The 18047-nt window shown below is 69.3% G+C and carries 17 protein-coding genes and 5 pseudogenes; 18 read left to right on the forward strand and 4 right to left on the reverse strand.

What is annotated here, in order from left to right:
• Positions 1-162 precede the first annotated feature (162 nt).
• A complete protein-coding gene (locus tag ACFQJD_RS03785) occupies positions 163-1263 on the forward strand; it encodes an aldo/keto reductase (protein ID WP_379796273.1) in 1101 nt (366 codons plus the stop codon).
• Here ACFQJD_RS03785 and ACFQJD_RS03790 read toward each other — a convergent pair whose 3' ends face one another.
• Positions 1264-1434 (reverse strand): HVO_0758 family zinc finger protein, encoded by a 171-nt coding sequence (locus ACFQJD_RS03790; protein WP_379796275.1) that lies wholly within the window; start codon positions 1432-1434, stop codon positions 1264-1266.
• Between the two features lie 138 nt (positions 1435-1572).
• Here ACFQJD_RS03790 and ACFQJD_RS03795 point away from each other — a divergent pair, with 138 nt between their 5' ends.
• From ACFQJD_RS03795 to ACFQJD_RS03830, 8 genes and pseudogenes are all read left to right on the forward strand, one after another.
• On the forward strand, positions 1573-2730 hold the full coding sequence (locus ACFQJD_RS03795) for a hypothetical protein (protein ID WP_379796277.1): 1158 nt from the start codon (positions 1573-1575) through the stop codon (positions 2728-2730).
• A gap of 5 nt (positions 2731-2735) precedes the next feature.
• Entirely contained in the window at positions 2736-3458 is a 723-nt protein-coding gene (locus ACFQJD_RS03800) for an ABC transporter ATP-binding protein (protein ID WP_379796279.1), read from the forward strand.
• A gap of 21 nt (positions 3459-3479) precedes the next feature.
• Positions 3480-4622, forward strand: coding sequence for an ABC transporter permease (locus tag ACFQJD_RS03805; RefSeq protein WP_379796281.1), 1143 nt, complete (start codon positions 3480-3482; stop codon positions 4620-4622).
• 78 nt (positions 4623-4700) lie between these two features.
• Positions 4701-5861: an ABC transporter permease gene (locus ACFQJD_RS03810; RefSeq protein ID WP_379796283.1), complete on the forward strand. Its 1161-nt coding sequence runs from the start codon at positions 4701-4703 to the stop codon at positions 5859-5861.
• A gap of 53 nt (positions 5862-5914) precedes the next feature.
• Positions 5915-7011: pseudogene (locus ACFQJD_RS03815) on the forward strand (glycosyl transferase family 2).
• Positions 7008-7475 carry a DUF7109 family protein gene (locus ACFQJD_RS03820; protein ID WP_379796285.1) on the forward strand — a complete coding sequence of 156 codons (468 nt, stop codon included), beginning with the start codon at positions 7008-7010 and terminating at the stop codon, positions 7473-7475. The pseudogene ACFQJD_RS03815 and the gene ACFQJD_RS03820 overlap by 4 nt, the downstream one beginning before the upstream one ends.
• Positions 7476-7535: 60 nt before the next feature.
• Positions 7536-8134, forward strand: a pseudogene (locus tag ACFQJD_RS03825) (NUDIX hydrolase).
• 73 nt (positions 8135-8207) lie between these two features.
• Positions 8208-8992: pseudogene (locus ACFQJD_RS03830) on the forward strand (luciferase).
• A gap of 21 nt (positions 8993-9013) precedes the next feature.
• Here ACFQJD_RS03830 and ACFQJD_RS03835 read toward each other — a convergent pair.
• Complete coding sequence (locus ACFQJD_RS03835) at positions 9014-9442, reverse strand: Hsp20/alpha crystallin family protein (protein ID WP_379796287.1); 429 nt, start codon at positions 9440-9442, stop codon at positions 9014-9016.
• Positions 9439-9597 (reverse strand): DUF7559 family protein, encoded by a 159-nt coding sequence (locus ACFQJD_RS03840; RefSeq protein WP_379796288.1) that lies wholly within the window; start codon positions 9595-9597, stop codon positions 9439-9441. Before ACFQJD_RS03840 ends, ACFQJD_RS03835 begins: the two co-directional genes overlap by 4 nt.
• Positions 9598-9807: 210 nt before the next feature.
• Here ACFQJD_RS03840 and ACFQJD_RS03845 point away from each other — a divergent pair, with 210 nt between their 5' ends.
• From ACFQJD_RS03845 to ACFQJD_RS03885, 9 genes and pseudogenes are all read left to right on the forward strand, one after another.
• Positions 9808-11115 carry an ABC transporter substrate-binding protein gene (locus ACFQJD_RS03845; RefSeq protein WP_379796290.1) on the forward strand — a complete coding sequence of 436 codons (1308 nt, stop codon included), beginning with the start codon at positions 9808-9810 and terminating at the stop codon, positions 11113-11115.
• A gap of 202 nt (positions 11116-11317) precedes the next feature.
• Positions 11318-11536, forward strand: a pseudogene (locus ACFQJD_RS03850) (ABC transporter permease subunit); the annotation flags it as partial.
• Positions 11537-11660: 124 nt separating this feature from the next.
• Positions 11661-12173 (forward strand): ABC transporter permease subunit, encoded by a 513-nt coding sequence (locus tag ACFQJD_RS03855; protein WP_379800381.1) that lies wholly within the window; start codon positions 11661-11663, stop codon positions 12171-12173.
• The gene (locus ACFQJD_RS03860) at positions 12170-13075 is read left to right on the forward strand and encodes a branched-chain amino acid ABC transporter permease (protein WP_379800383.1); all 906 of its coding nucleotides are present in this window, start codon (positions 12170-12172) and stop codon (positions 13073-13075) included. The genes ACFQJD_RS03855 and ACFQJD_RS03860 overlap by 4 nt, the downstream gene beginning before the upstream one ends.
• Complete coding sequence (locus ACFQJD_RS03865; protein WP_379796292.1) at positions 13039-13797, forward strand: ATP-binding cassette domain-containing protein; 759 nt, start codon at positions 13039-13041, stop codon at positions 13795-13797. The genes ACFQJD_RS03860 and ACFQJD_RS03865 overlap by 37 nt, the downstream gene beginning before the upstream one ends.
• Complete coding sequence (locus ACFQJD_RS03870) at positions 13692-14024, forward strand: ATP-binding cassette domain-containing protein (RefSeq protein WP_379800385.1); 333 nt, start codon at positions 13692-13694, stop codon at positions 14022-14024. The genes ACFQJD_RS03865 and ACFQJD_RS03870 overlap by 106 nt, the downstream gene beginning before the upstream one ends.
• Positions 14021-14731, forward strand: coding sequence for an ABC transporter ATP-binding protein (locus ACFQJD_RS03875; RefSeq protein ID WP_379796294.1), 711 nt, complete (start codon positions 14021-14023; stop codon positions 14729-14731). Before ACFQJD_RS03870 ends, ACFQJD_RS03875 begins: the two co-directional genes overlap by 4 nt.
• Positions 14732-14778: 47 nt before the next feature.
• Entirely contained in the window at positions 14779-15282 is a 504-nt protein-coding gene (locus ACFQJD_RS03880; RefSeq protein WP_379796296.1) for an LUD domain-containing protein, read from the forward strand.
• Positions 15279-17460, forward strand: a pseudogene (locus ACFQJD_RS03885) (LUD domain-containing protein). The gene ACFQJD_RS03880 and the pseudogene ACFQJD_RS03885 overlap by 4 nt, the downstream one beginning before the upstream one ends.
• A gap of 4 nt (positions 17461-17464) precedes the next feature.
• Here ACFQJD_RS03885 and ACFQJD_RS03890 read toward each other — a convergent pair.
• On the reverse strand, positions 17465-17998 hold the full coding sequence (locus ACFQJD_RS03890) for a hypothetical protein (protein WP_379796298.1): 534 nt from the start codon (positions 17996-17998) through the stop codon (positions 17465-17467).
• Positions 17999-18047 lie beyond the last annotated feature (49 nt).

The following is an 18047-nucleotide window of genomic DNA, read 5'->3' on the forward strand; positions in this document are numbered from 1 at the left end:
ACCGGGATCCGACGGCGGTCGCGGCGGTTTCGTCTCCTCGTCGATGGCGGCGAGGCCGCCGAAAAACGTCCCGTCCCCGTCGACCACGGAGAGCGGAGTCGCCGGACCGCTCGCGACCGCGAAAAAGCGGGGGCTTTTGTCCGCGAGGCGGCTACCTCGGCCATGGCGACGACACGCGGGACGTGGGCGTACCGCGACCGGTTCGGCGACCGGTTCGGCCGAACCTACTTCCGCCGGTTCGGCCCGGGCGTCTGTTCAAGCATCGGTATCGGCACCTACCTCGGGGACCCGACCGACGAAGTTGACGACCGGTACGAGGCGGCGCTGGCGACGGCGCTCGACCACGGCATCAACCACGTCGACACCGCCGTCAACTACCGCCACGGCCGGAGCGAGCGCGTCGTCGGCCGCGCCCTCGAACGCGCGTCGGTCGACCGCGACGCAGTCGTCGTGGCGACCAAGGGCGGCTTCGTCCCGTTCGACGGCGACAGACCCGCGGATCCGGCGGCCTACGTCCGCGAGCGGTTCGTCGAGACGGGGCTGGTCGACCCGTCGGACCTCGCGCGCGGATGCCACTGTATCGCGCCGAACTTCGTCGAGGCCATGCTCGACCGGTCGCTGTCGAACCTCGGCGTCGACGCCGTGGACTGCTACTACGTCCACAACCCCGAGACGCAACTCGAGATCCGCGACCGCGAGGCGGTCTACGACCGGCTCGAAGCCGCCTTCGAGCGTCTCGAACGTCGCCGCGCGGCGGGCGACCTGTACGGCTACGGCGTCGCGACGTGGGAGGCGTTCCGGGTGTCTGCCGACCACGAGAAACACCTCTCCCTCCCCGAAATCCTCGCACGGGCCGAGGCGGCCGCCGACCGCGTCGGCAACGACGACTCGGGATTTCTGGCCGTTCAGCTCCCGTTCAACGTCGTCATGGCCGACGCGTTCACGGTCGACTCCCAGCCGACGCCCGACGGCGACGGCCGGACGTCCGTGCTCGAACGCGCCCACGAGGCGGGCGTCCACGTCGTCGCCAGCGCGAGTCTCGCACAGGGCGACCTCGCCGTCGGTGAGGGGATGCCCTCCGAGATCGACGCGGCGCTCGCGGGCGATACGCGGGCACAACGCGCCATCAACTTCGCCCGAAGCGCCCCCGGCGTCACCACCGCGCTCGTAGGCGCGAGTCGCACCACGCACGTAGAAGAGAACGTCGCCGCCGGTACCTTCGATCCGCTCGGGGCCCGGACGTTCGACGCCGTCTTTCGGTAGTCAGCGCAGTTCCTTCCACTCCCGCCCGCACTCGGGACAGACCCGCACGGCGAATATCTCGTCGGGGTCGTTGCGTTTCTTGAGCGTCTTCTCGCACTCCGAACACGTCAGCCGGCCGTACGTGTCCTTGTGCAACTCGCCGTCGCGCAGACCCTTCCGCGTCGATTTCATACCGACATCTTGCGCGCCGCTGTTTAAAAAAGACCCTGGCCGATTGCGGCCGGTCGATCGCGGACGTCACTGGCCGGTGTGTCGGGCGGCGTCCTGCGACCGCAACGCCTAATATCGGATAGTAGCCCAGTACCAGCAGTGCCACTCCAACAGCCCTCCAGCAGAGCGCTCGTCCTCGCAGCGCTCTGTTTCGCCGCGTTTCTGGCCCTCACGGCACCGCCAGTGGATGCACAGTCGACGTCGGTCTCGGTGACGAACGTGACTCACACCCCGCAGACCCCCGTCGTGGGGGAGACGTTCGAAGTCGAGGTCACCGTTCGGAACTACGACGAGTCCGGGAAGTCCGTCACCATCAACGAGATCTACGTCGGACCGCTCGGTTCGGGGACGAAAGTCGCCGACGACCTGGGAGCGCTCGCCCCTGGCGCGTCGACGACCGTGACGTTGCCGATGACCGTCGACGAGGCCGGCTGGCAGACGTTCACGGTCAAGGTAAACGGCGTCGACAACTCGGGGCGGGTCGTGTCCATCCGCCACCCCGTCACGGTCCACGTCGTCGAGGAGTCCCCGCCGCAGGTCGAACTCTCGACGGCGGAGGCGGTCCCCGGTGCGACCCGGCCGATGAACGTCACCGTCGCCAACGGCGGTCCGACCGACGTCCAGCAGATCGCGGTGGACGTCGCCTCGCCGCAGGTGAACTTCTCGCTCGACCGGCGCGTTCGCGCACGGCTGGTCGCGGGCAACGCGACGACGTTTAGCTTCCCCGCCAGCGTCCCCGAGAACGGTAAGTACCCGGTGAACGTGACGGTCAGCTACACCGAGAACGGCGACCGGAAGTCCGTCTCGCGCACGTTCAGCGCGGGCTTCGACGGCCCCGGGAACCCCGGTGAGATCGCGCTGACGGGGGTCGACGCCGTCGCCCGGGGCGGTAGCCTCGAACTGTCGGCGACGGCGAGCAACGTCGGGACGAGTGCCGTCGAGGGCGTCGTCGTCTCAGTCGCCGAGGCGGAGCGCGTCGGCTCCGCCGACTACTTCGTCGGCAGCGTCGACGCCAGCGACTTCAGTTCGTTCACGCTCACGACGAACCTCCGGGGTAACGTCTCGTCGGTGCCCGTGGAGGTCCGGTACGTCGTCGACGGCGTCGAGCGGTCGTACACGACCGAGGTGTCCGTCGAAAGGGCAGTGGTCCGGCGACCGCATCCAAGCGACGGCGGTGGCGGACCGCCGTTGGTTCCGATCGCGGGTGCCGCCGTCGTCCTCGTGATCGGCGTGCTGGTCTATCGCTGGCGACGGTGACCGAGATGGCTCCGAACGCCTCCGACGACGCGCCGATAATCCGCGGCGACGACGTCGTCAAGGAGTACGAGACGGGCGGCCAACTCGTCCGGGCGCTGAAAGGCGTCGACTTCGGCATCGCGCCCGCCGACTTCGTCGCCGTCGTCGGCCCCTCGGGAAGCGGCAAGTCGACGCTGCTGAACCTCCTCGGGCTGCTCGACGTCCCCACCCGCGGCGACGTCAGACTCCGCGGGACGGACGTCGCGACGCTCTCGGACCGCGAGCGGACGAACACGCGCAAGGACACCATCGGCTTCGTCTTCCAGAGTTTCTACCTCATCCCGACGCTGACGGCCGTCGAGAACGTCGAGATGCCGCGGATGCTCGACCGGACGCCGAAGCGGACGCGCGAACGCGCGACCGACCTGCTCGAACGGGTCGGCCTCGGCGACCGACTGGACCACTACCCCGACGAACTCTCGGGCGGGCAGAAACAGCGCGTCGCCATCGCGCGCTCGCTCGTCAACGACCCCGACATCCTGCTCGCCGACGAACCGACCGGGAACCTCGACCGGGACACCGGCGACCGGATTCTCGACCTGTTCGACGAGTTCCGCGCCGAGGAGGACGTGGCCGTCGTCACGGTGACCCACGACGCCTACGTCGCCGATGCGGCCGACCGCGTCGTCAACCTCATCGACGGCGAGGTCCGGCCGGCGGACGAGGCCGCCGCGGAGGGGTCCACGTGAGCCGTCGACGGGGGAACGGCCGTGAGATATCTCCGGCGGATCGCCGCGTCGTTCCCGACGCTCGTCCTCGCGCGCCGGAACCTCTCGCGGGCGTCGGCCCGGTCGATACTGGCCGTCGCCGCCGTCGTCATCGGCGTCGTCGCCATCGGGGCCATCGGCGTCGGCGGCGAGGCGTTCAAACAGGACCAGCTCGACGCCTACGAGGGATTCGGCGGCACCGCGACGGTGAACCCCGTCTGGAATCCGAACGACGAACGGGAGGGCGACCGCACCTTCTCCGAATCCGAAATCGCACGGATGCGACAGGCGTCCGGCGGCGCGACGGTCCTCCCCGTCGTCGAGTCATTCGAGTCGGACGTTCGGACGACGGACGGCGAGGCCATCCCCATGGCGTCGGTGACCAGCCTCGAAGACCCCGGCGAGTTCTACGACGCCGCCGCGGGGGAGATTCCGGACAACTGGCGGCGCACCGTCGTCGTCGGCTCTCGCATCGCGAACGACAACAACGTCTCGGTCGGTGACCGCCTCTCCGTGACCGTCGACGGCGAGTTCGACCGGACGTTCCGCGTCGTCGCCGTCCTCGAACCGCAGGGGTTCGCCGGCCCGCTCCGCGCCGACCAGAAGGTGTTCGTCCCCCTCTCGCAGTTCGACGACCGGGAGTACGACAGCGCGATCGTCCGGGTGAACCCCCAGACGGGGAGCGTCGATCAGGTCGCCACCAGCATCGAATCGGAGTTCAACGCCCGCGAGCACACGGTGTACGTCCACCCGATCCAGCAACAGCGCGAGGCGTTCGAGCGGTCGTTCCGGACGATAAACCAGTTCCTCATCGGCGTGGGCTCGATCTCGCTGCTCGTCGCCGCCGTCACCATCGCCAACACGATGTTGATGTCGGCCATCGAGCGCGAGGGGGAGATCGGCGTCTTCCGCGCCGTCGGCTACCCGAAGACGGCCGTCGTCCGACTGCTCGTCGCCGAGGCGACTATCCTGGGCGTCGTCGGTGCCGTCGTCGGGGTTCCGATCGCTCTCGGCGTCGGGATGGTCGCCAATCAGTTGCTCCTGGGCGATCCGCTGTCGTTCACCGCCACCGGCCTCCGATACGTCGCCATCGGTGCCGCCTTCGGCGTCGGCACGTCGCTGATCGCCGGTCTGTACCCCGCTTGAAGGCGGCCAACAAGCGACCCGTGGAGGCGCTCGACTGATGATCGCGAGCGACTCCGCGTCTCGGCTCGGAGGTGGCCCGTGAGCCAATTCTACCGAATCGCGGGGCTGTTCCCCTCGCTCGTCATCGCACGGCGGAACGTCTCGCGCGCGAAGGTCCGGTCGGCGCTTGCCGCGGCGTCGATTCTCATCGGCGTCGTCGCCATCGGTGCCATCGGCGCGGGCGGGGCCGCGTTCAAGCAGAGCCAGCTCGACTCCGTTCAGGATCAGGGGGCGACGAACGTCTTCGTCTCGCCCGGCGTCGACAAGGAGACGGATTACTTCGACCGCGAGGATCTCCTGGCGATCGAGGAGACGGTCGGACCGGCGGGCGTCGTCGCGACCAAGAGCGCGGACGTGGAGTTCATCGTGCGCGCGGGCGAACGGGAGTCGGCGTCGGTCACCTACCTGGACGATCCGCGGACGCTCTACGACGTCGGGCGGGGAGAAATCCCGACGAACTGGCGGCAGAGCGTCGTCGTCTCCAACGAGTACGCGCGAGAGCAGAGCATCGCGCCGGGCGACCGAATCAAACTGGTCCGGACCGAGAACGGCGTCGAGACGGAGCGGAGCTACCGCGTCGTCGCAGTGCTCGCCCCCACGCAGGCGTTCGGCGTCGACGAATTCTACCTCCCCATCGAGGAGGCGGCGAACGACCGATACGAGCAGGTTCGGGTCACCACTCGGTCCGTCGACCGAGCGGAGACCGCCGCCGAGCGCCTCCGGGAGCGGTTCAACGATCGGAAAGACCGACTGCTGGTGTTCGAACTCACGTCGCTCGTGCGCCTGTTCCAGAGCATCGTCAACGGCATCAACGCCTTCCTCGCGGGGCTGGCGGCCATCTCGCTGCTCGTCGCCGGCGTCTCCATCGCCAACACGATGCTGATGGCCGTCATCAAACGCCGCGAGGAGATCGGCGTCCTCCGCTCGGTGGGGTACACGAAACCCGACATCGTCCGGATCCTCCTCGTCGAGGCGGCGCTCCTGGGTTCGATCGGCGCGGCCGTCGGCGGCGCGCTCGCCCTCGGCGTCGCCTTGGCCGCGAACGCCGTGTTCCTCGGAGACCCCTTCGCGTTCACGCAGACCGCGATCGCGTACCTGGTCGGAGCCGTCGCGTTCGGCGTCCTGACGAGTCTCGTCGCCGGCGCGTATCCGGCGTGGCGCGCGGCGAACGAGCGCCCCGTCGAGGCGCTCCGCGGATAGCCCGCCGCGTCGACCCGCCGTGCTTTTGTCTCGTCGCCCCTCACTGCCCGGTGATGGAGTACGTCCAGGAGCGCGTGACGACGCTCCACGACCTAACGGACCCGCACCCGTCGGCACCGACCGACCGGGCGGCCGTCGTCGTGCCGATGACCGAACGCGAGTACGCCGGCCTCGCGGCCGAACGCGTCCTCTCGGAACTCGAACGCGTCTCTCCGTCGTCGGTCGTCGTTCCGCTTCGCGCCTCCGCCGATCGGGTGGCCCCGTTCCACGACTGGATCTCCGAGTTCGATCTGCCGCTGTCGGTGCTGTGGTGTAACGGCCCGCGCGTCGAGGGCGTCCTCGACGACTACGGCCTCGACGGCGACGCGGGCAAGGGGCGCGACGTGTGGCTGGCGCTGGGGCAGGCCCTCGACGGCGACGCCGAGTACGTGGCCGTCCATGACGCCGACACCGAGACGTACTCGCGGCGCGACGTGCCGCGCCTGCTCTTCCCGCTCGCCCGCGGCTACGACTTCTCGAAGGGCTACTACGCCCGCGTCGAGAACGGCCGCCTCTACGGGCGGCTCTTTCGCCTCTTCTACGAACCGCTGGTCCGGGCGCTCCGTACCGTCCACGACGCGCCCGTCCTGACGTACCTCGACGCCTTCCGCTACGCGCTGGCGGGGAGTTCGCGGCGACGACCGACCTCGCCGCCCACCTCCGCGTCCAGCGGTCGTGGGGGCTCGAAATCGGGACGCTCGGCGACGCGTTCGACGCCGCCGGCTTCGAGGGGAGCGCGCAGGTCGACCTGGGCGCGTACGAACACGACCACCGCGCGGTCGGCGGTCCGACGGGGCTCTCCGATATGAGCCGCCACGTCGCCGTCGCGCTCTTCCGGGTGCTCTCGGACCGCGGCGTCACCCCGGACTACGGATCGCTCCGGGACCGATACCGCGAGGCGGCGGCGGAGTTCGTCCGGGCCTACGAGACCGACGCCGCGTTCAACGGCCTCTCGTACGACCGCGAGGACGAACTCTCACAGGTCGCGACGTACGCGGAGTCCGTCGCTCCGCCCGAGGACGATCGCCGCCTCCCGACGTGGGCGGAGACGGGGCTCGACCCGGCGTCGGTGCGCGAGGCGGCGGCCGCCGACCTGGAGGCGGTCCGATGAGCTTCCGGAACGACGAACTGGCGGGCGTGGTCGACCTCTTCGGGGCGCTGACCCGCGCGGAACTCGAACGCGCGCTCGCCGAACTGGCGTTCAAGGCGGGCGAGGACGTCGACGAGAGGGCCGTCGACGACGCCGTCGCGTCGGCCGTCGAGTCGTACCACCTCGTCGCGGTCGACCGCGGCGACGAGACGCTGCTCGCGCCGGGGCCGGTGGCGTTTCCGACGCTGCCGGCCGACGCCGAGGACCTCCCCCACATCCTCGACGTCGAACCTCGGGAGATCGACCGGGCGTCGGTGGCGACGGACGTCGAGACGCGACTCCGCGCCGACGCCGCTCGGGCCGTCGACGACGGCGACCACGACCGGATCGAACGTCTCCTCGACGTGACCTACGACCTCGAAACGTGGGCCCCGGTCGACGTGAGCGAGGTGCGGACGCGACTCGACGACGCGCTCGACGACTGACGGTCGGGCACTGCGGCCGTGACCGACAGTATAAGACCACCGGCGCACTGTACACTCTATATGGACCTCTCGGTGGTGGCGCGACACGAGCCACAGACGGTCGAAGACGCCGAACGAGAGGCGGCGGTCGTCGCTCCGGTCGTCTCGCGGGCGGACGGGGAGTATCTCCTGTTCACGAAGCGTGCCGATCACCTCGGCGAACATCCCGGGCAGATGAGTTTCCCCGGCGGCGGACGCGAACCGAGCGACGTCGATCTGGAAGCGACGGCGCTGCGCGAGGCCGAGGAGGAGATCGGTCTGCGCCCGGCGGAGGCGGACATCGTCGGCTCCATAGACGACGTGCGGACCGTCAGCGAGTACGCCGTCCGGCCGTTCGTCGCCCGCGTCCCCGATCGGACGTACGAACCCGACGAACGCGAGGTAGCCGAGATCGCCCTCCTCCCCGTGTCGGGGTTGATCGACCTCGACAACTACGAGTCCGAGCGTCGCGACCATCCGTACTACGGCGACATCCGCCTGCACTTTTTCTACGTCGACGGCTACACCGTCTGGGGGCGACCGGCCGGATGCTCGTCCAGTTGCTCGAACTCACGACGGACTGGGAGATGCCGCCCGAGGTCGACCGGGTGGTCGATCCCGACGCCGACTTCCCGGTGTGAGCGGAGCGATAGCCCTTTATCCGAACGCGCGGTAGCGACGCCAACCGTGACCGACGGACGACCTTCGACCAGTCTGACCGACGCGAGCGACGCCGCCGCGACCGGCCTCGACGCCGTGGCGGTGAAACCGACGGAGTGTGCCGTCGAACGGGCGCTTTCCGTCCCCGTCGACCGCGTCGTCGTCGACTTCGAGGGCCGCGACCACCTGCCCGACGCGTCCGTGCTGCGGACGCTCGCCGCCGAGAAGGCGGTGTCGCTCACGACGCCCGTGCGGGCGGACGGCTTCGACCCCTCGGCGACGACAGCCGACTCGACGCCCTGCCCGACGGCGTCGGGCGAATTCTCGTCGCGGGCAATCCGGCGTATCTCTCCGACGCCGAGCGCCGTCGCGCCGTCGCACCGCGTCTGGCCGCCGCTCGCGAGAACGCCCCCGAGGCGTGGATCGGCACCGAGGGCGTCGAACGGGTCGCTCTCGCCGTCGGCGGCCCGCAGTTCGAACTCCTCTCGCGGTCGACGCCCCGCGACGTCCGCGCCCTGCGGACGGCCGGGTTCGAGGACGTCCTCGCCGTCTACGCGCCGACGGTCGTCTCGGACGACGACGACGCCGTCCTCGACGCGCTCGGTCCGTACCTTGGGCGGCGGGCTCCCGTCTCGCGCGCGCTCCCCGACGACCCGGCGCTGTCGGCCGACGCGACGGGGCGACCCCGAGAGGTACTCCTCCGGGCGGCCGACGACTACGCCCTCGTCGGGACGCCCGAGGCGGTGCGCGACCGGGTGTCGTCGCTGGAAGACGCGGGCGTCGACACCGTCGTCGGCTACCCCGCTCGCGGCGTCGACGCGTTCGTCGGCAGTCGCTGAGGCGACACCGGAGCGCGCCGGTCAGGCGGCGTCCCCTCCGCTCTCCTCGCGCACCTCGACGTCGCGGCCGCGGGACTCCTTTGGCACTTCGACCCGGAGCGTGCCGTTGCTGGTGAGCGTCGCGGTGGCGTCTTGGGCGTCGACGTCCGCGTCCGGCGGGAGGGTCACGCGTCCGTCGAGCGAGAGACCGCGCCCCGGAAAGCGCATCTCGAAGCCCTCGTGGTGGTCGCGAAACCGGTCGACGCGCACCTGCACCTCGCCGTCGACGAAGCGCACCTGGACGTCGCTGCTGGTCGCTCCCGGCGCGTCGAAGACGACGAGGTAGGCGTCCTCGCTCTCCAGGAGGTCCGAGGGGAGCGGCTTCCGTTCCTGGACGCGACTCACGCCGCGGCCGACGCGTTCGAGGACGGCGTTGGCCGCCGACTTGCCGAACTCCCTGACGCCGTTCATAGAGCGATTTCCTCCAGACAGTCGGTGCCGCCGCAGTACGGACACGAGAAGTCGTCGACGCCGACGTCCTCGGGCATGTCGTACGTGTAGTGCAGTTCGAACATGTCGAGTTCGCAGTCCGAACTGGTACATTCGACTTCGAGGGTCGTTGGCATGAACGGCGGTAGGGTAGCCAGCGCCATAAGTGGGGCGGGCGACCGCGACCGGGGTACGCGTCGGGCGTCGACGACGGCGACTGCCGTCTCGGGCCACCGTGCGGACCGAGCGTGGACGCGGCCGACGGCGCTCGGCCGGGGACGTCGTCTCGACGGCCGCCCGGAAAAGCGGAATTTAAATATCCCGTTCGCCACTTGTCGGCCGTACTCATGGCTGACCGAGCGGACACACGACGACGGACATTTCTGAAAGGCGCGAGCACAGTCGCCCTGGCAGGTCTCGCCGGCTGTTCCGGCGGTGGCTCCGGTGGTGGTGGCTCCGGCGGCACCGAGAGTTCCGGCGGGTCGGGCGGAAGCACCACCGGTACGCCGGGAAGCAGCGCCATCGACTCGCTGACCGTCGGCGTCGCCACCTCGCTCTCCGGTCCGTTTGCCGTCTTCGGCCAGGCCGAACTCGACGGCGCACGCCTGGCGAAACAGGATCTCGAAGAGGAGTTCGGCATCAGCATCGAGATCGCGACGGGCGACACCGAGGTCACCCCGAGCACGGGCCTCCAGCGGATGAAACGCCTCGTCACCAAGGACGGCATCGACTTCGCGATGGGCGGCGTCTCATCCTCCGTCGCCCTCAAGATGGGGTCGTGGGCCTCCGACAACGGCGTCTCCTACTTCGCGACGGGCGCACACTCCGACCAGATTACCGGCGACGGCTGTACGAAGTACATGTACCGCCCGACGTGTTCGAACTCGATGCTCGCGAACACCATCGGCGCGGAGATGGCCGAATCTGCGGACGACTGGTATCTCCTCTACTCCGACTACACGTGGGGACAGACGGCACAGAAGGCGGTCACGAACGTCCTCGAATCGCAGGGCAAAAACGTCGTCGGCAAGAGCGCCACCCCGTTCCCGAACGACGACTACACGTCCTACGTCAACGAGGCCAAGGCCTCCGACGCCGACGGCATCGGCCTCCTCGTCGCCGGCCTCGAGATGCGGAAGGCTCTCAGCACCGTCATCGACAAGGGCCTCGACGAGCGGACGCTGGCGATGCACCAGAGCGAGGACATCGTCTACTGGGGGCTCGACAGGGAGATGGCGGGCGCACTCGATATCGCCGGACAGGTCTGGGGGACGGCCGTCGACGCCGGACAGGAGTTCAAACAGCGCGTCGCCGACAACGCCGAGTCGGACCCGTACGTCCGCCACTTCCTCGGCTACGCCTCGATGGACCAGGCGGTCCGCGCGGCGATGCGCGCGGAGTCGACGGCGGCCGACGCGATGCGCGACGCCATCGAAGGCCACGAGGTCACCTCGCCGGTCAAGGACATCAAGGGCAGCGGGAAGATGTACTGGCGGGAGTGCGACCACCAGCTCGTCCAGGACACTTACAGCGTGAAGGCGCGCTCCACCGACGAGATGGTGGACGACCCCTACAAGACGTGGTTCGAGACGGTCAACACGTTCTCCGGGGACGACGTCGCACGCTCCTGTGACCAGACCGGCTGCTCGCTGTAACCGCTCGGTCATGAACGGTAACGACCCGAGTTTCGCTCGGGAAGCGACCGACGCCGTCCGCGGACGTCTCGGCTCGCTCACGCCGGCAGCGTGGGCGCTCCTCGTCATTTCGCTCGCCGTCCTCGCGTTCGCGTTCGCCGTCCGCCCCGGGCTGTTCGTCGACAACGCCATTGGGGGACTCGTCTACGGCATGATCTTGGTCATGATCGCGCTCGGGCTCTCGCTCATCCTCGGTCTGATGGGCGTCGTGAACTTCGCACACGGTGCGCTGTTCATGCTCGGTGCGTACTTCGCCTACCAGGTCGTCGGCGCGATGGGTCTCTCGTTCTGGGCGGCGCTCGTCGTCGCCCCCGTCGCCGTCGGTGCCGTCGGACTGGCGATGGAAGTGACCGTCCTCCGGCGCATCTACGACCAGGACCCCATCATCGGCCTGCTGGCGACGTTCGGGCTGACGCTCATGGTCCAAGAAGCGGTCCGTGCCGTCTGGGGGCCGCCCCGCTCGGCTTCGACGTCCCGCGGGCGCTCCAGGGGGGACCGACCTCGGCGTGACGACGGTGGGCACGTTCCGCATCTTCACCGTCCTCGTGGCGACGGTGGCCGTCGTCGCCGTCTACCTCCTCATCTCGCGGACCGACTTCGGGCTGACCGTCCGCGCCGGCGTGCAGGACGACGAGATGACGGAGTTCCTCGGCGTCGACCTCCCGCTGCGATTCACGGCCATGTTCTGTCTCGGCGCGGCCATCGCCGGCCTCGGGGGCGTCCTCCGGGCGGCGGAGTCCGGCCTCGGCACCGGGATGGGACAGACGTTCGTCATCCTCGCGTTCGTCGTCGTCGTCGTCGGCGGCGTCGGCAGCCTCTTCGGGAGCGTCGTCTCCGGCATCCTGATCGGCGAGGCGACGTTCATGACGCCCGTCGTCCTCACCGCGCTCTCGGCGGCGACGGGCGTCGCCGCCTTCGACGTCAGCGGCATCCAGGGACTCGTCCCGTATCTGGTGATGATAACCGTCCTGCTGGTCCGTCCGCGGGGCCTGTTCGGCGAGGAGGGGCTGATGGAATGAGCGCGCTATCGCGCTACCGCGTCCCCGTCGGCCTGCTCGTCCTCGTCGTCGCGCTCCGCCCGGTCGTCGCCCACCAGTGGCTGCTCGGCTTCGGGCAGATCGCGACGTCGATGCTCATCTGGATGCTGTTCGTCGCCGCGTTCAACCTCCTCTTTGGCTTCACCGGTCTGCTCTCCTTCGGTCACGCCATGTTCTTCGGCTTCGGCATGTACGGCGTCGCCATCGCCGTCGCGCGACTCGACCTGCCGTTCGTCGTCGGTGCGGTCGTCGGCGTCGCCTTCGCCGCCGCCTTCGGCAATCTCCTGGGTAGGCTCATCGTCGAGAAAGGCGAGATCTACTTCGCCATGCTGACGCTGGCCGTCGGCGAAGCCGTCTACTTCGTCGTCAACAGGAACCCGCTCGGTCTCACCGGCGGCTCCAACGGCATCAGTCAGAACGCGCTCCCGCCGTGGGTCGAGACGTTCCGCGGCCAGAAGAGCGTCGTCCTCCCGTTCGCCGAGGTCGAGTGGTACTGGGTCGTCGCCGTCGTCTTCCTGCTCTGTATGCTCGCGCTCTGGCAACTGCTCCGGTCGCCGTTCGGCCGGTCGCTGGTCGCCGTCCGCGAGAACGAGGGGCTCGCCCGCGCGATGGGGATGAACGTCGACCGCTACAAGATCGCCTCCTTCACCGCGAGCGGCGCGCTCGCCTCGATCGCGGGCGTCCTCCTCGAAATCAACACCCAGGGGGCCTCCATCGAGACGTTCGGCGTGCTGACCAGCGGCGACGCGGTGTTGATGGCCGTCCTCGGCGGCGTCAACTACTTCTTCGGCCCTGTCGCCGGCGTCTTCGTCTGGCAGTTCACGGCCGAATACCTCTCTGCTTCCGGATGCTCAACCTCCCGACCACCGAGCTGGCGCTCGTGAGCGTCGACGTCTCGGGCGTCCTCCAGCACTGGCGCTTCCTCCTCGGGGCGCTGTTCGTCGCCGTCGTGTTGCTCTCGCCGAAAGACGGCGTCTGGGGCGCTGCGCGACGGCGTTCGCGTCGCCGCCGCCCGTTTCCGGGAGGTGCGACGATGACGGTCCTCGGCCCGAACGAGTCGATCCTCGACCCGCGCGAGGCGGCCCTCGGCACCGAGGGGCTCGTTCGTCGGTTCGGCGAAGTCACCGCCGTCGACGACGTGACCCTCGCCGTGCCGTCCGGCGAACTCCGCGCCGTCATCGGTCCGAACGGCGCGGGCAAGACGACGCTGTTCAACGTCGTCACGGGCCTCCTCTCGCCGACGGCCGGGCGCGTCTGGTTCGAGGGCACCGACGTCACCGACGCGCCGCAGTACGAACGCCCCCACGCGGGCCTGGCCCGCTCGTTCCAGTCGAACGAACTGTTCACCGAGGAGAGCGTGCTTGAGAACGTCCGGTGGTCGTCCAGACGGCCGAATACGGCCCGTTCGGTCTCGATCTCTTTCGCGACGCCGCGAGCGTCGGCCGCGAACGCGCGGTCGAGATCCTGGACCGGGTCGGCCTCGACGCGGCCCACGACACGCTGGCGAAGAATCTCCCGCACGGCGACCAGCGTCGCCTCGGCATCGCCATGGCGCTGGCCACCGACCCCGACGTCCTCCTGCTCGACGAGCCGACCAGCGGGATGAGCCCCGGCGCGACGACGAAGACGGCGGCGCTCGTCGAGGACATCCACGACAGCCTCGGCCTGACGGTGCTCCTCATCGAACACGACATGGACGTCGTCCTCTCGATCAGCGACCGCGTCACCGTGCTCGATCAGGGCCGCGCCATCGCCACCGGCCCGCCCGAGGAGATCCGGACCGACGACGACGTACAGGAAGCCTACCTCGGCGGCATCCGGGAGGAACTATGACCCCGCTACTCGACGTCGACGGCCTCGAAGCCGGCTACGAGACCGGCCAGGTGTTGTTCGGCGTGGATCTCCGCGTCGACCGGGGCGAACTCGTCTCGCTGCTCGGCCGCAACGGCGCTGGCAAGTCGACGACGATGCGCGCGATCGCCGGCGCGAAGACGCCCCGCGTCCTCGGCGGCGACGTCCGCTTCGACGGCGATTCGCTGCTCGGCTCGCCCGCCTACGACGTCGCCGGCCGCGGCATCAGTTTCGTCCCCGAGGGGCGGCGCTGTTTCCCGCGCCTCTCAGTCGAGGAGAACGTCCGCGTGTCCATCAACCACGCCGAGAATCCGATGGCGATGGAGGCGGTCCTCGATCACTTCCCCGAACTCGCCGAGATGCGGGCGAAACACGCCCGGAACATGAGCGGGGGCGAACAGCAGATGCTCGCCATCGCTCGCGCCCTCGCGACCAATCCCCGACTGATGCTGCTCGACGAACCGTTCGAGGGCCTCGCGCCCTACATCGTCCGCCGCATCGAGGACATCGTCGAGGACATCAACGAACAGCAGGACATCACCGTCCTGTTCGTCGAACAGAACGTCGCGGCCGCGCTCGCCGTCGCGGACCGACATTACATCCTCGACGAGGGTCGCATCGTCGAGGAAGTCACCTCCCGGCGACTCCGCGAGGACGAAACACTCCGGCAGCGCTATCTGGGCGTCTGACCGCGATCGACCCAAAACGTGATACCGGTCGGGGCGAACTCCTCACCATGAGCGCGACGACTCGATTCGAGGCTGCTCTCTCGGCGTTCGACGCGACGCTGACGCGGACGCGGACGGCCGACTTCTCCGCCCGACTCGACGAGGTAGTCGACCCGCCGGCTGTCGGGAGTCCGCTCCCCTTCGAGGGCGTCTCGCTCGACGGAACCGACGTCGTCACCGAACCGACGCCCGCGCAGTTGCGCGACGCGACGACGGGCGTCACCGCCGCGGCGTTCGCCATCGCCGAATACGGTACGCTCGCCGTTCGGTCGACGGCCGGCGGCGACGAACCCGTGAGCCTCTACCCCGAGCGTCACGTCGCGGTGGTTCGCGAGAGCGACGTCCTGTCCGACGCCGACGCCGCGTTCTCCCGCCTCGCCGACGCCTTCGCCGACGGCCCCGAGAGCGTCGTCTTCGCGACGGGCGTCAGCGGCACCGGGGACATGGGCGAGTACGTGGAGGGCGTCCACGGCCCGCGCGAGGTGCGCGTGCTCTTGCTGGAGGACCGATGACCGGGCGCTCGGATCGGGCCGAGTCGATCCGGCACACGATGGAGGAAGACGGCGACGCCGTCCACGACCACACGGCGACCCTCAACCGCAACCGGTACGAGGCGATGGCGTCGCTCGACGGGGGCGACGCGTTGCGGCGGCGCGCGCGCGAGATCAAAGAAGACGCCATCGCCGACCTGCCGGAACTCATCGATCGGGTCGAGGCCGCCGTCGAGGCGAACGGCGGACGCGTCTACGTCGCCGACGACGCGGCCGACGCGAACCGCTACGTCCAGCAGGTGGCGTCGGCCCGCGACGCCGAGACGGCGGTCAAGAGCAAGTCGATGACGACGGAGGAACTGGAACTGAACGACGCCCTCGTCGACGCCGGCGTCGACGTCTACGAGACGGACCTCGGCGAGTTCGTCATTCAGGTGGCCGAGGAGTCGCCTTCCCACATCGTCGGCCCGGCGATGCACCGCTCCCGCGAGGACATCGCCGAACTGTTCAACGACTACTTCGACCCCGAGGAACCGCTCGAGACGGCGGACGAACTGACGCGGTTCGCCCGGGACTACCTCGGCGACAAGATCCGTGACGCGGACCTCGGCGTCACCGGCGCGAACTTCGTCCTCGCCGACAGCGGGACGGTCGTCCTCGTCACCAACGAGGGCAACGCCCGCAAGTCGGCGGTGACGCCCGACGCGCACGTCGCCGTCGCGGGGGTGGAGAAACTGCTCCCGTCCGTCGAGGAGCTCCAGCCGTTCGTCGAACTCATCGCTCGGTCGGCGACGGGCCAGTCCATCGCGCAGTACGTCTCCATGCTCTCGCCGCCGACCGACTCCCCGACGCTCGATTTCGACGACCCCAATACGCCCGACTTCGGCGGCGAGGGCGGCGACCGCGAGTTCCACCTCGTCCTCGTCGACAACGGCCGCTTCGAGATGCGCGAGGACGACCAGTTGCGAGAAACGCTCTACTGCATCCGGTGTGGCGCGTGTTCGAACTCCTGTGCCAACTTCCAGCACGTCGGCGGCCACGCCTTCGGCGGCGAGACCTACTCCGGCGGCATCGCCTCGGGGTGGGAGGCGGGCGTCCACGGACTCGAATCGACCGAGGAGTTCAACGACCTCTGTACCGGCTGTACGCGCTGTGTCGACGCCTGCCCCGTCGAGATCGACGTCCCGTGGATCAACACGGTCGTCCGCGACCGACTCAACCGCGGCGCGGACCCCGACGCCTTCGACTCGCTCGTCACCGGGCTGACGCCCGACGACGAACCGTCCGGTTTCGCCCTCGACAAGCGCGTCTTCGGAAACTTCGGCACGCTGGCGAAGTGGGGAGTGCGACCGCCCCCGTCTCGAACTGGGTGGCTGACGCTGGCCCCGCGCGCGCCCTTCTCGAACGGGCGGTCGGCATCGACCGCCGGCGAGATCTGCCGCAGTTCGCCCGCGAGACGTTCGCCGACTGGTACGCCGATCGCGGGTCACGAATCGACGACCCCGACGCCGCCGTCACCCTCTACCCCGACGTCTACACGAACTACGTCCGCCCGGACCGCGGGAAGGCGGCCGTCCGGGTACTGGAAGCGGCGGGTGTCCGCGTCGACGTCTCGCCCGTCTCCGAGAGCGGCCGCGCACCCTCTCGCAGGGGATGGTCTCGACGGCCGAAGATCGGGCCGTGGAGACGCGCGCGGCGCTCGAACCGGCGCTCGACGCCGGATGCGACGTGGTCGTCCTCGAACCGAGCGACCTCTCCATCTTCCGCCGCGAATACGAGCGCCTGCTCCCCGAGGGCGACGCCGCGGCCCTCGCCGACGCCGCCTATTCGCTCGTGGAGTATCTCACGGCGTGCGATACGACGCCGCTGGCGGGCGACGAGCGCGTCGCCTACCACGCCCACTGTCAGGGGCGGACGGTCGGCGAACTCGACGCGTCGGAGGCGTTGCTGGATTGCCTCGGCTACGACGTCGTCACCTCCGCCGAGGCGGTGGAGTGCTGTGGCATGGCCGGCAGTTTCGGCTACAAGGAGGCGTACTACGAACTGAGCGTCGAGGTGGGCGAGACACTCGCGGACTGGGCCGCCGACCACCCCGACCGAACGCTCGTCGCCGGCGGCGCGTCCTGTCTCGACCAGCTCGACGCCCTCGTCGACCGGACGCCACTGCACGTCGCCGAACTGCTGGACCCCGAGACGTAACGATTCAGACGAGTCTGAACACCGCAACGAGGCGAACCCGGTCCGAACCCTGCGGGTCGGGGACTGAAATCTCGGCGACGTACGCGCCCGGCGTTAGCGTCGCGCTCTCGTCGACGTAGTCGACGACTTCGGCGAACGTCCACGCGTGCGTCGTGTCGGGGTCGACGGTGACTTTCCCGTCGCCCGAGACGGTCGGTTCGAGTCGGGTCCACTCGCCGTCGCGGCGTTCGAAGACGCGCCACGAGGAGGGGTTGAACTCAAGCGCCGTCTCGGAGTCGTTGTGAAGCGTCAACTCGACCGACTTCGCCGACTCCGCTTCCGTCGTCGAGGGGCGGAGAGACACCGCGGCGGACTCCGTATCGACGGTGTGCGAGCAGACGACGCCCGCCTCCTCGGGAGCGTACGGCGGGCAGCCGTAGTCGGAGAGGGTCGCTCCGTCGCCCGCGGCCGACGTCTCGCTCCTCCGTAACACGCCCGTACAGCCGCCGAGACTCGCCGTCGAGAGACCGAGCGTGGCCAGCAGTCGCCGCCGTTTCATACTCCTTGACTTGGGGGCCACACTCAAAAATCGATTCGAGACGCAAACG

Origin of the sequence: Haloplanus sp. GCM10025708 (genome assembly GCF_042663985.1) — an archaeon.
Classification (GTDB): Archaea; Halobacteriota; Halobacteria; order Halobacteriales; family Haloferacaceae; genus Salinirarus; species Salinirarus marinus.

Excerpts from the sequence above, each read along its gene's own strand:
- ACFQJD_RS03785 (WP_379796273.1), top strand. The coding sequence starts at position 163 with ATGGCGACGACACGCGGGACGTGGGCGTACCGCGACCGGTTCGGCGAC.
- ACFQJD_RS03790 (WP_379796275.1), bottom strand. The coding sequence starts at position 1,434 with ATGAAATCGACGCGGAAGGGTCTGCGCGACGGCGAGTTGCACAAGGAC.
- ACFQJD_RS03800 (WP_379796279.1), top strand. The coding sequence starts at position 2,736 with ATGGCTCCGAACGCCTCCGACGACGCGCCGATAATCCGCGGCGACGAC.
- ACFQJD_RS03820 (WP_379796285.1), top strand. The coding sequence starts at position 7,008 with ATGAGCTTCCGGAACGACGAACTGGCGGGCGTGGTCGACCTCTTCGGG.
- ACFQJD_RS03835 (WP_379796287.1), bottom strand. The coding sequence starts at position 9,442 with ATGAACGGCGTCAGGGAGTTCGGCAAGTCGGCGGCCAACGCCGTCCTC.
- ACFQJD_RS03840 (WP_379796288.1), bottom strand. The coding sequence starts at position 9,597 with ATGCCAACGACCCTCGAAGTCGAATGTACCAGTTCGGACTGCGAACTC.
- ACFQJD_RS03845 (WP_379796290.1), top strand. The coding sequence starts at position 9,808 with ATGGCTGACCGAGCGGACACACGACGACGGACATTTCTGAAAGGCGCG.
- ACFQJD_RS03860 (WP_379800383.1), top strand. The coding sequence starts at position 12,170 with ATGAGCGCGCTATCGCGCTACCGCGTCCCCGTCGGCCTGCTCGTCCTC.
- ACFQJD_RS03865 (WP_379796292.1), top strand. The coding sequence starts at position 13,039 with ATGCTCAACCTCCCGACCACCGAGCTGGCGCTCGTGAGCGTCGACGTC.
- ACFQJD_RS03875 (WP_379796294.1), top strand. The coding sequence starts at position 14,021 with ATGACCCCGCTACTCGACGTCGACGGCCTCGAAGCCGGCTACGAGACC.
- ACFQJD_RS03880 (WP_379796296.1), top strand. The coding sequence starts at position 14,779 with ATGAGCGCGACGACTCGATTCGAGGCTGCTCTCTCGGCGTTCGACGCG.
- ACFQJD_RS03890 (WP_379796298.1), bottom strand. The coding sequence starts at position 17,998 with ATGAAACGGCGGCGACTGCTGGCCACGCTCGGTCTCTCGACGGCGAGT.